Origin of the sequence: Microbacterium sp. T2.11-28 (assembly GCF_950097975.1) — a bacterium.
Taxonomy (GTDB): Bacteria; Actinomycetota; Actinomycetes; order Actinomycetales; family Microbacteriaceae; genus Microbacterium.
Map to the genome: position 1 here is coordinate 214429 of NZ_CATNHF010000029.1, position 13567 is coordinate 227995.

A 13567-nucleotide genomic window follows, 5' to 3' on the forward strand; every position below is an offset into this window, starting at 1 on the left:
GCCTCATGCTGGAAGAGGAGTACGAGAAGTCGCGGAGGGTGCTGCCGCTCCATCTGCGCCGTGCTCCCGAGCCCGAGCGGCCGTTCTCGTACGAGATCCGGCCCGCGCAGCGCACCGACATGGCCGACGTGCGAGAGATCTACAACTACTACGTGACGAACTCCGTCGTCACCCTCGACGAGAAGAAGTGGTCGCACGCGAAGTGGGTGGACAAGTTCGACCACCTGCACAAGCTCGGGCTCCCCTTCCTCGTGGCCGTGTCGCCCACGGGTCAGATCCTCGGCTACGGGCTCGTCTCGCCCTGGACCGGCGGATCCGGATACCGGTACACGGTCGAGAACTCGATCTACCTGGGGCAGGCGGCCACCGGCAAGGGGCTCGGGCGCGGCCTGCTCGAGGCCCTCATCGCCGCGTGCGAGGAGCTCGGCATCCGCGAGATGGTCGCCGTCATCAGCGACAAGGGCGCCGAGGCGTCGGTGGCGCTCCACGAGAAGCTCGGGTTCGTCGAGGTGGGCCGGATGGGGCGGGTGGGCTTCAAGTTCGGCCGCTGGCTGGGCACCATCTACCTGCAGAAGCACCTGCACCCGAAGAAGAAGCGCCGATCACTGTTCGGACGCTGAGCGGACGGCGTCGATGAGCGCACGCCACGGCCCGTCGACCTCGTGCTCCGCCAGCGCGGCGGAGCGCTCGGCGGCCGGGGTCCGCGCGGTCACGGTCCAGCAGAAGCGGTCCGCCCCGGCCGGCTCCGACGCCGCGCGGCCCGTGCCGTCGCCGTCCCAGTCGCAGGCGTCCACCAGCGCGGTCCAGGTCGCATCGTCGGGCCCGGCGGTCACGCTCCACCGGCGGGTGAGGCCCGCGAAGCCCCCGCTGCGCTCGACGACGACGGACAGCCCGTCCGCGCCGGACGCGGTCGGCTGAGTGGGCGCGGTCGTCCCGTCGGGGCTGGTCGGCGCGCCGGGAGTGGTCGGCGTGCCGGCGTCCGGGGGCGGATCGCCGGCGGGATCGGGGTCAGCGGGGTGCGGCATCGTCGATGACGCCGACGCCCGACCAGGCGGCGCGGACGGCGGCGTGCTCCTCCGACTCCTCACCGTACTCGCGCACCGCCGTGTCGAGCGTGGCCCGCGCGAACGCGGCGAAGTCCACCGTGGGCGTGAGGGATCCTCCGGTGAGCGTCCGGTACCAGATGCGGCCCGCGCGCTCCCAGGCGAACCCGCCCAGCGCCATCGCGGCGAGGTGGAACGCCTTGTTGGGGATGCCGGAGTTGATGTGCACTCCGCCGTTGTCGGAGGTGGTGTCGACGTAGTCGCGCATGTGGGCGGGCTGCGGGTCGCGGCCGAGCACGTCGTCGTCGTACGCGGTCCCCGGTGCGCTCATGGAGCGCAGCGCGCTGCCCTGCACGGCGTCGGTGAAGATCTCCGCGCCGATGAGCCAGGACGCGTCGTTGACGCGCTGGCCGCGCGCGTGCTGCTCGGTGAGCACGCCGAGCACGTCGGCGATCGACTCGTTGAGCGCGCCGGACTGGCCCGCGTACACGAGGCCGCCCGCGCTCTCGATCACGCCGTGGCCGAGCTCGTGGGCGATGACGGTCAGCGAGCGGGTGAAGCCGGTGAAGACCTCGCCGTCTCCGTCGCCGAAGACCATGCGCTCGCCGTTCCAGAAGGCGTTGTCGTAGCGCTCGCCGTAGTGCACGGTCGCCAGGAGCGACCCGCCCGCCCCGTCGAGACCCACGCGCTCGAACGCGTCCCACAGGAAGGAGAAGGTCGCGCCGAGCCCGTCGAATGCGGCGTCGGCGGCCGCATCGCCGGTGGCCGGATCGTCCTCCCCGCGCACGCGCACGCCCGGGAGCGTCTCGCTGTTCTGCGCGTCGGAGACCACGCGGTCGGGTGTGGGGGAGGCCTCGACGACGAGCGCGCCGCCGTCGACGGACAGATCGAGGCTCGCGCGCACGGGGCGGTAGGCGCGCGGGGCGGCCAGGGTCGCGCGCGCCGCCTCGGAGGCGACGGCGAACCGGGGGTGGGATGTCGCGGCCAGCCGGGCGAGGAGGTACGCCGGGATGATCGCGTGGGCGGGTGAGGGCGCGAGCGCGCGCGTGCGGGTGGTCTCGGCTTCCATGACGGTCAGGCTATCCGCCGCCCCCGACGCGCGCCGCGGTGCGGGCTCGGCCGCAGGTCAGTAGGTGGCGCGCCCCCCGCTGATGTCGTACACCGCGCCCGTGGAGAACGAGACCTCCGTCGAGCAGAGCCAGGAGATCAGTGCGGCGACCTCGTGCGCCTCGCCGACGCGCCGCATCGGGATGAGCGAGGTGATCCGCTCCAGCACCTCCGGTGCGGTCGTCGCGTTCATCGGCGTGGCGATGACGGCCGGGGCGATCGCGTTGACCAGCACCCCCGTGGTGGCCAGCTCCTTGCCCGCGGCCTTCGTGAGGGCGATCACGGCCGCCTTGGACGCGGAATAGGCGGCGAGCTGCGGATTGCCGTCCTTGCCGGCCATGCTGGCGATGTTGACGACGCGTCCCCATCCGGCCTCGACCATGCCCGGGAGGAACGCGCGCATCATCGCCACGGTGCCGATGACGTTCACCTCCAGCGTCGCCCGCCACTCGTCGAGCCCGGTCGCGACGAGGTCGCGGTTGGGGCCGACGATGCCGGCGGAGTTGACGAGCACGTCGATCGGGCCGACGCGCGCGGCGAGGGCGTCGACAGCGGCGGCGTCGGTGACGTCGACCCGCTCGTCGACGTGACCGGCGCGGTCGAGGGTGATCACGTGGAGGCCGTCGGCGCGGAGCCGCTCGGCCGTCGCCGCGCCCAGCCCGCTCGCGCCGCCCGTGACGAGTGCGCGCCTCATCGGGGCCCCACCACCCGCTGCGTCTGCCGGCCGAGGCCCTCGATCTCGAGCGTCATGACGTCTCCCTCCCGGAGGTAGCGCGGCGGCGTCATCCCCATGCCCACCCCCGGCGGAGTGCCGGTGTTGATGAGGTCGCCCGGTTCGAGCACCATGAACTGGCTGATGTAGTGCACCAGCGTGAACGGGTCGAAGATCATCGTCGCGGTCGAGCCGGTCTGGCGGCGCTCGCCGTTCACGTCGAGCGTCATCGCGAGCGCCCCGACGTCGGCGATCTCGTCGGGCGTCGCCAGCCACGGCCCGGCGGGATTGAAGGTCTCCGCCGACTTCCCCTTGAGCCACTGGCCTCCGCGCTCGAGCTGGAACGACCGTTCGCTCACGTCGTTGACCAGGACCCAGCCGGCGACGTGCGCCCGCGCCTGGTCGGGGGAGTCGAGGTACTGCGTGCGCGTGCCGATGACGATCCCCAGCTCCACCTCCCAGTCGGTCTTGTCGCCGCCGCGGGGAAGCCGGACGTCGTCGTCGGGCCCCACCACCGTGTTGGGCGACTTGCTGAAGAGGATGGGCTCGCCCGGGATCGGCATGCCGCTCTCGAGCGCGTGGTCGCGGTAGTTGAGCCCCACGCAGACGACCTGGTGGGGGCGCGCGAAGGGCGCGCCGATCCGCTCTCCGGCGAAGGCCCGGACCTGCCCGTCGCGCGCGCGCCCGGCGACCGCCGCGCGGATCCGCTCGACGCCGCCGCCCGCGAAGAACGCCGCGTCGAAATCGGGGACGAGGTCGGACACGTCGACGTAGGCGCCATCGCCGACTCGGACCACGGGTCGTTCCATCCCGGGCTCACCCAGGCGCATCAGTCTCATGACTCTCCTTCGTCGATCGTCTCCAGCGGCAGCAGCCAGACAGCTCCCGTGTCGGTGCCCATCGCGTGCGCCTCGTCGCGGCTGGCGACGCCGACGGCGAGCCGCCGTCCGTCGTCGCTCACGGCGCAGTCGTAGCAGGACAGCGGTCCGTCGTCGCCTGCGGGCGGTCGCCAGACGGTGCGGACCTCGCCGTCCCGCACGCGGACCACCTCGCCGGCGAAGGCCAGCGCGACGTAGACCGACCCGTCGGGCGCGACGCTCAGGCCGTCGGGTCCCGATCCCGACGGCATCGCGATCTCGCGGATCCGGCGCCCCTCGCCGTCGAGGATGCTCAGCCGGTCGGCGAAGGTCTCCGCGACCACGACGGCACCGCCGGAGAGCGCGTCGCATCCGTTCGGGAAGACGAGGGGCTCGCCCCACGCGCGCGCCTCGCCCGTCGCCTCGACGCGGGCGAGGCGGGACGCCACGGGCGCGTCGCGGTCGGGATCGAAGCCGTAGCCGCCGACGAGGGCCCGCCCGGCGGAGTCCACGTGCATGTCGTTCGCGGGGTGGGAGAACACCCCCGTCAGGTCGGCGTGCTCGCGCACGGTGGCGCCCGCCACACCGAGCACCCGCCGACCGTCGGCGTCGACGACGAGCAGCTCGCCGGTGGGGAGCCAGCCGAGGCCGCCCGGCATCCGGGGGCCGCCGTGCGCGTCGTCGATCACCACCCGCACCGGCTCGCCGGGCGTCCAGCGGTGCACGCGGCCGCGGAACATGTCGCTGAACCAGAGCTCGCCCGCGCGCCAGCGCAGCGACTCGGGGAAGCCGAGGCCGGTGACCGCGGCGTGCGCGCGCATCAGAACCGCGCCCCGAGGCCGCCGTCGACGCCCCACACCGCGCCGGTCGTGTACGTGTTGTCCCGCGACGTCAGGAACCGCACGACCGGGGCGATCTCGTCGGCCGCGGCGCTGCGTCCGAGGGGGAGCCGCCCGCCCTCGACGTACCGCGCGCGGAAGTCCTCGGTGTCGGACTCGTCGGTGCCGTCCGGGAGCAGGCTCATCCGGGTGCGGACGAAGCCGGGCGCGACGGCGTTGACGAGCACACCGGATCCGGCCAGGTCGAGCGCCGCCGACCGGGTGGCCGCCTCGAGTGCGGCCTTCGCGGTGTCGTACGCCAGGCACGCGGGGTGGCCGAGGCGGGCGTGGATGCTCGTGATGTTGACGATGCGGCCCCATCCCCGGGGCGCCATCTCCCGCGCCGCGCACCGCATGAGGTCCATCGGCGCTTCGAGGTTGACCCGCCACACCGTGTCCCAGTCCGATGGCCCCGAGTCGAGCACCGAGCCCTCGCGGAAGACGCCGGCGGCGTTCACGAGCACGTCCACCTCGCCCAGTCGCCCGCGCGCCTCGTCCCAGGCCCCGGTGCGCGCGTCGCGGTCGGCGAGGTCGACGCGCACGGTCGTGCCGGCATCGGCTCCGGGGTCGATGTCCAGGCCCACCACCTCGTGCCCGTGCGCGCGGAGGTCGGCCGCGATGGCCGCCCCGATCCCGCTCGAGGTGCCGGTGACGATGCAGCGGAGGGACGAGGTCATGGCGCGGGCCTTTCTGCCGATCGCGAAGCGGGACGCACGCGGAGCGTCGTCGTCCAGGTGAGGCTCTGGCCGGGGCGCAGCTCGACGACGCCCTCGGGAGCGGCGCTGCCGATGCCGTGAGGCGTCGTGGTGGGCTCCACCCCGAGCGCGAACACCTGACCGTTCCACGGCTCGCCCGCCGAGGCGCCCGCCTCCTCCCACAGGAGCGCATGGGGAAGACCGGTCCAGGTCACCTCGACCGAGGACTCGCCGGCGCGCACGATGACCCGGCGCTCGCCGCGCGGGGTGAGGGCGCCCAGGCGCGCGGGGGTGGCGGCGTCGAAGTCGCTCCACCGGCCGCCGAACGCCTCGGTCCCGGCCCCCGTGGGGGACCCGTCGTAGCCGAGCGGCGACACCTCCGCGTCGGTCTCCAGCCGCAGTCCCTCGCCCCGGGACAGCGGCGCGAAGAGGTCGCCGCCGAGGATCAGATGCTCCGCGACGCTCAGCGGACGCGGCCGTCCGCCCGTCTGCACGAGGGTCGTCGACGCCGTCAGCGAGCGAGGCGCGAGCGTCCACTCGCGCGTGATCCGCACATCGTCGTCGCTCCACTCCACGACGGCACGCGCCGTCTCCTGCGCGAGCACCCGCCACGGCGCCTGCGACGCGGCGCCGTGGAAGTACTGGCGCGGGTGGGCCCCGGGCTCGGGGGCGCCCGCCGTCGGCGCGCACAGCTGCCACCCGCCGCGCCACCGGCGGACCCACTCGTCCTCGGTCGCGGCGGGGGCGCCGCGCGTCACCCGGTCGGCCCAGGCCACCCGATCGGCCCAGGGAGTGCGCGCGAGCACCGACATGCCGTCCACGGACAGCTCGTCGACGACGGCGCCCTCGCCGGGCAGGAGCCGGGCGCGCGCCCCGCCCGCCCGCAGGATCAGCGCCGGGTCCTCAGTCGTCGCCGGCGGCCTCGGGGTGTCCGAGCGCCTCGATGAGGGCGGACTTTCCATCGAGCACCACCTCCAGCATCGCGTTCGCCGCTCGTTCGCCGTCGCCGCGGTTGATCGCCGCCAGCACGTTCGCGTGCTGGGCGACGTCGGCGGCCAGCCGCGCCTCGTTCGTCGCGGTGACCTGCTGCACGCTGAAGCTGAGGTACATCGAGTCGGCGACGACGGCGCCGAACTGGCGCAGCAGGGCGTTGTGGCTCGCGCCGTAGACGGCCACGTGGAAGTCGACGTCGGCGTGGGCGTAGGCGTCGCGATCGCCGACGGAGGCGTCCATCGTGCGCAGCGCGGTCTCGAGGCGGCGGAGGTCGTCCATGCTCGCGCGTCCCGCCGCCAGCCGGGCCGCCTGCGGCTCCATGATCTGGCGGACCTCGACGAGGTCTTTGAAGATCGACTCCCCGCGTCCCTCGTCGCTGTGCCACCGGAGGATGTCGACGTCGAAGGCGTTCCACTGATCGGTGCGCCGCACGCGGGTGCCGATCTTCTGCCGGATGTCGACGAGGCCCTTCGCGGCGAGCACGCGCATGGCCTCGCGGACGGAGGTGCGACTGACGGCGTACTGCTCGGTGAGCTCGGCCTCCTTCGGAACGAGGTCTCCGGGCGCGTAGGTGCCGCGGACGATCGCCCGTCCGATGCCCTCGATGACCTTCGCCTGCAAGCCGCGCATGGCGTAGCCCGAGCCGCGATCGACTTCCGTAGCGTCGGCCACGAGCGACCTCCTTGGGGGTTAGCTGATGGCATTCACTTTAGGCGGGCCGTCGACGGGCAGAGGGCTGGAGAACACCGGCACGCCGTCGATGGCGATGTCTACGGTGCGCAGGTACGGCCGGAGCGCGTCGAGGTCGACGTCGATGCCGAGGCCGGGCGCATCGGGGGCGCGGATCTCGCCGTTGTGGTCGGGGGTGATGTGCTGCACCGACAGCACCTCCGCGACGCGCTTGGGCTCGACGGGGTACTCGCAGATGCGGTGGTCGGCGAGGCCCGCGAACGGCTGGAGCGAGGCCGAGAGGGCGAGGTGGGAGGTGAAGGTGTGGTTGACGAAGGTCACTCCGCTCGCCACGGCATGGTCGGCGACCTCCTTGGCGGGTCCGATGCCGCCGATGCGTGCCGCGTCGATCTGGACGAACCGCACGTTGCCGTAGTCGATGAGATTCGTCGCCATGTGGACGGTGTGCGCGCCCTCGCCGCCGGCGATGCCGACCCCGCGGGCGGCGCGGGCGAGTTCGGCGTGGGGGACGAAGGCGTGGGGGAGGAAGGGCTCCTCGAGCCATGTGGCCCCGGCCGCCTCGAGTGCGGGCAGTCGCTCGAGGGCCGGCTGGAGGTCGTCGCCCCAGATCTGGCCGGCGTCGACGAGCAGGAGCGCATCGGAGCCGAGGCCCTCGCGCGCCGCGGCGACGTGGTCGGCGTCCTCGGCCGCGCTGCCGGTGCCGTAGCGACCCCACCCGAACTTGACGGCGTGGAATCCGCGGGCCTGCACCGAGCGGGCGCGCTCGAGGGTGTCCTGCGGGGTCGCGCCGAAGAGCATGGACGCGTAAGGGAGCTTGGCGTGGCTCTCGGCGTAGCCGAGCATCCTCCAGACCGGCTCCTCGCGGGCGCGTCCGAGCAGGTCCCAGAGCGCGATCTCGATGCCCGACCACGTGTGCGCGGCCTGCAGGAGGTCCATACTGTTGCGGGCGACCAGGCGCGCGATGCGCGCGATGTCCTCGGGGCCGTCGAGAGACTCGCCGAGCACGCTCGCGCCCACCGGCTGGCAGACGCCGTGGGAGCGGGGAGCGACGAAGGCGGCGATGGAGGTGAGCGGCGAGGCCTCGCACTCGCCCCATCCGACGTGGTCGCCCGCGGTGACGCGCACCAGGAGCGCATCCTGGCTTCCATCGGCCTCCAGGGTCACCTCCGGCATGGAGGCGTAGAAGAAGTCGACCGCGTCGATTTTCATCACAGGGCACACCTTTGTTCGAGATACATCATATGTAACCGCGATCCTGACGATTTGGCAACGCCGATTCCGCGCCGAACTCTTGCGGAATACCATGCTAGGTATGATGTAATAATCGCGAGTGACCGTCATGGTCACTGTCGCCGTGGATGGGACGAAGATGTCGCACAACCCGTATCCGTGTCGAGCCGAAGGCGGCCCCGCACGCACCGACATCCTTTCCGGCCGTCCGTCGACGTCCGTTCCGGCCGGCCGACGCCGGCGGAGTGCTCCCAACGAAAGGACACAGCAATGAAGACTCGCACCGTCGGTGGGCTCGTGCTCGCCGCAGGATTGATCGGTTCGCTCGTCGCGTGCGCACCGGCCGAGGAGACGCAGTCCGGTGACCGAGAGCTCGTGATCTGGGACACCGGCATCCTGGGGCGCACCCTCGAAAGCGGCGAGGCCGACCTCGAGAACTCGTTCATCGACCAGATGGCCGCGAAGTTCGAGGAGGAGAACGAGGGGGTCACCGTCACGGTGGTCCAGCAGGGCGGCGACATCTCCGCGAACAGCGCCCAGTTCCAGGCGGCCTCGATCGCGGGCGACGGACCCGACATCCGCGTGCAGTACGCCGGCGGACCCACCATCTCGTTCGCGGAGTTCTTCGAGCCGCTCGAGCCCTACCTCACCCCCGAGATCATCGAGTCGATGAGCGGCTTCAACGTGAACCGCGAGGGATTCTCGGCGGACGGGGCGATCCTCGGCATGCCGTACGGCGCCGGCAACATGTTCACGGTGTTCGGCAACAACGCGATCCTCGAAGAGGCCGGGATCGACCCCGCCGAGCCGATCACTTCGTGGGAGCAGCTGGTCGAGAACGGCCAGCAGGTCGTCGACCGCACCGACAAGAACGGCTTCTGGATGGCCAACCTCGAAGGCTACGTCGGGGCGTGGATCATCAGCGCCCTCGTGGGCGGCGAGCTGGGCGAGTCCGCGTTCACGCAGATGTACGCGGGGGAGATCCCCGTCGACGACCCCGCCATGGTGAAGGCGTACGAGGCGTACGCGGAGCTCGGTCAGAGCGGCCTGGCCAACCCCGACGCCGGCCAGGTCTCCAACGGCGAGTCCACGGCCGGGTTCGTCAACGGCTCCAGCGCGTACTACATCGTGGGCAGCTGGGAGAACAACAACATGGTCGACGCGTTCGGCGACGATGTGAGCGTCTCGCTCATCCCGATGCTCGAGGGCGCCGCGTACCCGAAGATGGCGGCGGGCGGCCCCGAGATCGCGCTGTCGATGACGAACTACTCGCAGAACAAGGAGCTCGCCGGCGAGTTCCTGCAGTTCCTCGCCGAACCGGCCAACCAGGATCAGTTCGTGAAGCTCTACCAGACGCAGGCGTCCAACCACCGCGACGCCGACGCCTCGCTCATCGAGAACCCGCTGCTCCAGCAGGAGTTCACGCTCCTGCAGGAGGCCACCGACGGCATCGTCTTCGCCTTCGACTCGGTGATGCCGCAGGCCACGATCGACCTGTTCTACCGGGTGAACGCGGGGGTCTTCCTCGGCAGCATCACGCCGGAGGACGCCGTGCGGCAGCTGGCGGACTCGTACCAGGCGGAGATCGCGAACCAGTGAGTTCCTCGTCCTCGTCCGCTCCGACCACCACCCAGGCGGTGGTGGTCGGAGCGGACCGTCTCCCCGCCCGCCGTCCCGGCGGCTTCCGCCGCCGTGACCGCTTCATCGGCCTGCTGTCGGTGGCGCCGGCCTTCCTCATCGTCGTCGGCTTCATGGCGTTCCCCGTGGCCTTCGCCGTCTTCATCTCCTTCACGAAGACGAACGGCCTGCGGTTCGAGTGGAACAACTTCCAGAACTACACGGCGCTGCTGACCGACCCCGTTGTGCACCAGGTCTTCCTCAACAATCTGAAGTTCCTCATCTCGGTGCCGCTGGTGATCTTCGCGGCCCTCATCGTCTCGGTGCTGCTGTTCGAGCGCGTGCGCGGCTGGCGCTTCTTCCGGGTCATCTTCTTCCTGCCCAACGTGCTCTCCGTCGCGGTCATCGGCATCATGTTCCGGAACGCGTTCGGCTACTACGGCGGCGTCAACCAGGCGCTCGCGCTCTTCGGCATCGAGCCGATCCAGTTCTTCACCGACGGCACCCTCGCCATCTTCGTCATCATCATGGCGCTGGTGTGGTCGGGCTTCGGCTATCAGGCCCTGCTCCTCCTGGCCGGTCTCACTTCGATCAACCCCGCCGTGTTCGAGGCGGCGGCCATCGACGGCGCCGGCTGGTGGAAGCGGCTCTGGTACATCACCCTGCCCAACATCCGCCGCGTGCTCGGCTTCGTCTTCATCATCAACGTGCTCTACACGTTCACCTCGCTCTTCGGCTTCGTCTTCGTGATGACCGCGGGCGGCCCCGGATTCGAGACGACGACGATCGACTACCTCGTGTACCTGCGGGCCTTCTCGAGCAGCAACCTCGGCTCGGGGGCCGCGCTCGCCGTGGTCCTGTTCCTGTTCATCGGCATCCTGACGGTCATCCAGAACAGGGTGTTCAAGCTGGGGGAGGAGGACTGATGTCCGAGAGCGTGAGCGGCCGCCTCAGCAGCCGCGGCGTCCGATGGCCGATCTTCATCGCGCTGTGCCTGCTGGCGGCGTCGATCATCTACCCCCTGTGGTTCGTGATCATCACCAGCCTGCGCCCGAACGCGGACTACCTGCAGAACCCCTTCGGCCTTCCCGGCGAGTGGACCCTCGACAACTACGCCACCCTCTCGTCGGCCTACGGCCTCGGGCGCGCGTTCGTGAACAGCCTCATGGTCACCTCGATCGCCGTCGTGATCGTCCTGATCCTCGCGACGATCGCCGGCTACGCGCTCGCCAAGCTGCCCGTGCCGGGGACCAAGTGGGTCACCGCCACCTTCGTGTCGGTGATGCTGATCCCGGGGCCCGTGCTGATCATCCCGATCTATCTGCTGCTGGCCCGGCTCGGCCTGCAGGGCTATCCGGGACTGATCCTCGTCTACGTCGCCACCGGCCTGCCCTTCGCGACGTTCTTCCTGACCCTCACGTTCCGCTCGATCCCCGACGAGGTGATCGAGGCCGCGCGGATCGACGGCGCGGGCCTGTTCCGCACGCTGTGGTCGATCGTGCGCCCCATGGGCGCCAGCGGCATCGCGACCCTGGCGGTGCTGCAGTTCCTCGGCGTCTGGAACGAGCTGATCTTCGCGGTCATCCTCATCCGGGACCAGTCGCTGTGGCTGCTCACCCCGACGCTGGCGACGATCGGCGACCGCTACCTCAACGATCAGCCGCTCGTCTCGGCGGGCCTGTTCGTCACGGCATCGGTACCGCTCGTGCTGCTGGCGTTCGCCTCGCGCTACATCATGCAGGGGCTGCAGGTGGGCGTCAGCCGCTGACGCCCACCTGATCTCAGGAGGTGAACCAGCTGCGCGGGTGGAAGGTGGCGTCGAGGGCGTCCCCGCGGCGCACCGGCGCCGCCCAGCGGACGCCGTTGGCCAGCACGGTCTGCACGTCGGGGTGGTGATAGACGGGGTACTCCTGGTCGCCGGGCGAGAAGTAGAACACCCGCCCGAAGCCGCGGGTCCAGGTCGCGCCGGAGCGGAAGACCTCGCCGCCGGAGAACGTCGAGAGGAAGACGAGCTGCTCCGGCGCCGGGATGTCGAAGTACTCGCCGTACATCTCCTGCTCGTCGATGACGAGCGGATCGGGCACGCCCGCGGCGATCGGGTGGGTCGGTGCGACCGTCCACACCAGCTCGCGGTCCCCGTCGTTGCGCCACCGCAGCGAGCACGTCGTGCCCATGAGCCGCCGGAAGATCTTCGAGTAGTGGCCGGAGTGCAGCACGATGATCCCCATCCCGCCGAGGACCGCCCGGTGCACGCGATCGACCACCTCGTCGCGCACGCCGGGGTGGTCCTCGTGTCCCCACCACAGCAGCACGTCGGTGTCGTCGATCACCTCCGGGGGCAGACCGTGATCGGGCTCCTCCATCGTGGCCGTGCGCACCCGCACTCCGTCGCCCAGGTGCGCGCGCAGCCCCGCGGCGATGGCGCCGTGGATCCCCTCGGGGTACAGCTCCGCGGCGCGCGAGCCTTCCCGGCGCTCGTGGATGTTCTCGTTCCAGACCGTGACCCGCAGCGGTGCGCTCACACCACCACCTCCTGTCCCTGTGCCGCCGACCGGTAGCAGGCGTCGATGATCCTCACGCGCTCGAGGAGCCGGCGGTGGTGCTCGGCCTCGTCGCGCACGGGGCGTCCCTCCCGCTGGGCGCGGACGGTCTCGACGAACTCCGCGATGACGACGGGATGCTCGCCGCCGGCGACCCTCACGTCGGGGGCGAGGGTGAGGGCCGTGCCGGCGCGGTCGCGGAAGACCCGGATGGTGTCCTCGCCCTTGTAGCGGGGGATGAACAGCCTCACGCCGCCGTCGACGCCGAGGAGCTCGATCGAGATGTCCTCGTCGTCGACGGTGTGGCCCGCCCAGCTGATCTCGAGCGCGACGCTCGCGCCGTCCTCCAGCCGCAGCAGGGCCGCGGCGAGGTCCTCGACGCCGAAGTCGGCGCCGCTGGTCATCTGGTCGACGCGGTCCATCGCGCCATAGCCGGCGCGCCCGAGCTCGCCGTGGGTCACCGCGCTCACCGTCCGCACCCGCGGTTCGCCGAGCAGGTGGAGGAGCGTGTCGATGACGTGGGGACCGAGGTCGATGAGCGCGCCCCCGCCGGCGAGCTCCAGCGACGTGAACCACGAGCGCAGCCCCGGGATGCCCGACCTGCGCTTCCACGAGGCCCGGGCGTGGTAGATCCGTCCGATGCCCTCGGTGCGCAGGTAGTCGGCCACCCATTGCACGTCGGCACGGCGCCGGTGGTTGAAGGCTGCATCGAGCACGCGGCCCGCCCGCGTCGCGGCGTCGATCATCGCCTGGGCGCCCTCGGCGGTCACGGCGAGCGGCTTCTCGCAGAAGACGTGCTTGCCGCCCTCCAGCGCGGTGACGGCCAGCCGGTCGTGGAGGACGTTGGGGGTGGCGATGCTGACGATGTCGAGGTCGTCGCGGGCGATGAGTTCGTCGCCGTCGGCGTAGGTGTGGGCGATCCCGTGCTGGGCGGACAGCAGCTCCAGTCGCTCCCGCTCCTTGCCGGCGAGGGCGACGACCTCGATCCCGGGGAGGGAGCGGAAGGACTCGAGGTGTGTGGTGCCGGCGTAGCCGAGGCCGATGACGCCGACACGCAGGGTGTCCGCGTCGCGGTGGTCCCCGTCCAGGGGAGTGGGGGAGGATGTCGACGGGGACACGAGGGCCTCTCTGCTCTGGGTCGAGTATTGATAATACTAAAGACGGCAGACCCGCTAGGCTAGGACCAATCCTCCGCCATGGATGCG

The 13567-nt window shown here is 71.3% G+C and carries 15 protein-coding genes; 4 read left to right on the forward strand and 11 right to left on the reverse strand.

Features of this window, described 5'->3' with window-relative positions; genetic code table 11:
• Positions 1-5: 5 nt before the first annotated feature.
• Complete coding sequence (locus tag QQZ13_RS13580) at positions 6-620, forward strand: GNAT family N-acetyltransferase (protein WP_284529873.1); 615 nt, start codon at positions 6-8, stop codon at positions 618-620.
• On the opposite strand, the gene QQZ13_RS13585 is transcribed toward QQZ13_RS13580, so the two are convergent.
• Genes QQZ13_RS13585 through QQZ13_RS13625 form a run of 9 tightly spaced genes read right to left on the reverse strand, consistent with a single transcriptional unit; the run spans position 603 to position 8184 of the window.
• Positions 603-1025 (reverse strand): protealysin inhibitor emfourin, encoded by a 423-nt coding sequence (locus tag QQZ13_RS13585; protein WP_284529875.1) that lies wholly within the window; start codon positions 1023-1025, stop codon positions 603-605. The two genes, QQZ13_RS13580 and QQZ13_RS13585, sit on opposite strands and share 18 nt — an antisense overlap.
• Positions 1009-2112, reverse strand: coding sequence for a M4 family metallopeptidase (locus QQZ13_RS13590; protein ID WP_284529878.1), 1104 nt, complete (start codon positions 2110-2112; stop codon positions 1009-1011). Before QQZ13_RS13590 ends, QQZ13_RS13585 begins: the two co-directional genes overlap by 17 nt.
• Positions 2113-2169: 57 nt before the next feature.
• Positions 2170-2844, reverse strand: coding sequence for an SDR family NAD(P)-dependent oxidoreductase (locus QQZ13_RS13595; protein ID WP_284529879.1), 675 nt, complete (start codon positions 2842-2844; stop codon positions 2170-2172).
• Positions 2841-3701 carry a fumarylacetoacetate hydrolase family protein gene (locus QQZ13_RS13600; RefSeq protein ID WP_284529881.1) on the reverse strand — a complete coding sequence of 287 codons (861 nt, stop codon included), beginning with the start codon at positions 3699-3701 and terminating at the stop codon, positions 2841-2843. The genes QQZ13_RS13595 and QQZ13_RS13600 overlap by 4 nt, the downstream gene beginning before the upstream one ends.
• Complete coding sequence (locus tag QQZ13_RS13605) at positions 3698-4540, reverse strand: SMP-30/gluconolactonase/LRE family protein (RefSeq protein WP_284529882.1); 843 nt, start codon at positions 4538-4540, stop codon at positions 3698-3700. Before QQZ13_RS13605 ends, QQZ13_RS13600 begins: the two co-directional genes overlap by 4 nt.
• Complete coding sequence (locus tag QQZ13_RS13610) at positions 4540-5274, reverse strand: SDR family NAD(P)-dependent oxidoreductase (RefSeq protein WP_284529884.1); 735 nt, start codon at positions 5272-5274, stop codon at positions 4540-4542. The genes QQZ13_RS13605 and QQZ13_RS13610 overlap by 1 nt, the downstream gene beginning before the upstream one ends.
• The gene (locus QQZ13_RS13615) at positions 5271-6254 is read right to left on the reverse strand and encodes a hypothetical protein (RefSeq protein ID WP_284529886.1); all 984 of its coding nucleotides are present in this window, start codon (positions 6252-6254) and stop codon (positions 5271-5273) included. The genes QQZ13_RS13610 and QQZ13_RS13615 overlap by 4 nt, the downstream gene beginning before the upstream one ends.
• Positions 6196-6957: a FadR/GntR family transcriptional regulator gene (locus tag QQZ13_RS13620; RefSeq protein ID WP_284529887.1), complete on the reverse strand. Its 762-nt coding sequence runs from the start codon at positions 6955-6957 to the stop codon at positions 6196-6198. Before QQZ13_RS13620 ends, QQZ13_RS13615 begins: the two co-directional genes overlap by 59 nt.
• 18 nt (positions 6958-6975) lie before the next feature.
• The gene (locus tag QQZ13_RS13625) at positions 6976-8184 is read right to left on the reverse strand and encodes a mandelate racemase/muconate lactonizing enzyme family protein (protein ID WP_284529943.1); all 1209 of its coding nucleotides are present in this window, start codon (positions 8182-8184) and stop codon (positions 6976-6978) included.
• A 291-nt stretch (positions 8185-8475) separates the two neighbouring features.
• On the opposite strand from QQZ13_RS13625, the gene QQZ13_RS13630 reads away from it, so the two are divergent.
• From QQZ13_RS13630 to QQZ13_RS13640, 3 genes are read left to right on the forward strand one after another with little or no spacing between them, the layout of a single operon-like run.
• Positions 8476-9804 carry an ABC transporter substrate-binding protein gene (locus QQZ13_RS13630; protein WP_284529888.1) on the forward strand — a complete coding sequence of 443 codons (1329 nt, stop codon included), beginning with the start codon at positions 8476-8478 and terminating at the stop codon, positions 9802-9804.
• The gene (locus QQZ13_RS13635) at positions 9801-10748 is read left to right on the forward strand and encodes a carbohydrate ABC transporter permease (protein ID WP_284529889.1); all 948 of its coding nucleotides are present in this window, start codon (positions 9801-9803) and stop codon (positions 10746-10748) included. The genes QQZ13_RS13630 and QQZ13_RS13635 overlap by 4 nt, the downstream gene beginning before the upstream one ends.
• The gene (locus QQZ13_RS13640) at positions 10748-11590 is read left to right on the forward strand and encodes a carbohydrate ABC transporter permease (RefSeq protein WP_284529890.1); all 843 of its coding nucleotides are present in this window, start codon (positions 10748-10750) and stop codon (positions 11588-11590) included. Before QQZ13_RS13635 ends, QQZ13_RS13640 begins: the two co-directional genes overlap by 1 nt.
• Positions 11591-11603: 13 nt before the next feature.
• On the opposite strand, the gene QQZ13_RS13645 is transcribed toward QQZ13_RS13640, so the two are convergent.
• Positions 11604-12344 carry a ThuA domain-containing protein gene (locus tag QQZ13_RS13645; RefSeq protein ID WP_284529892.1) on the reverse strand — a complete coding sequence of 247 codons (741 nt, stop codon included), beginning with the start codon at positions 12342-12344 and terminating at the stop codon, positions 11604-11606.
• Positions 12341-13480: a Gfo/Idh/MocA family protein gene (locus tag QQZ13_RS13650; RefSeq protein ID WP_284529894.1), complete on the reverse strand. Its 1140-nt coding sequence runs from the start codon at positions 13478-13480 to the stop codon at positions 12341-12343. Before QQZ13_RS13650 ends, QQZ13_RS13645 begins: the two co-directional genes overlap by 4 nt.
• Positions 13481-13567 lie beyond the last annotated feature (87 nt).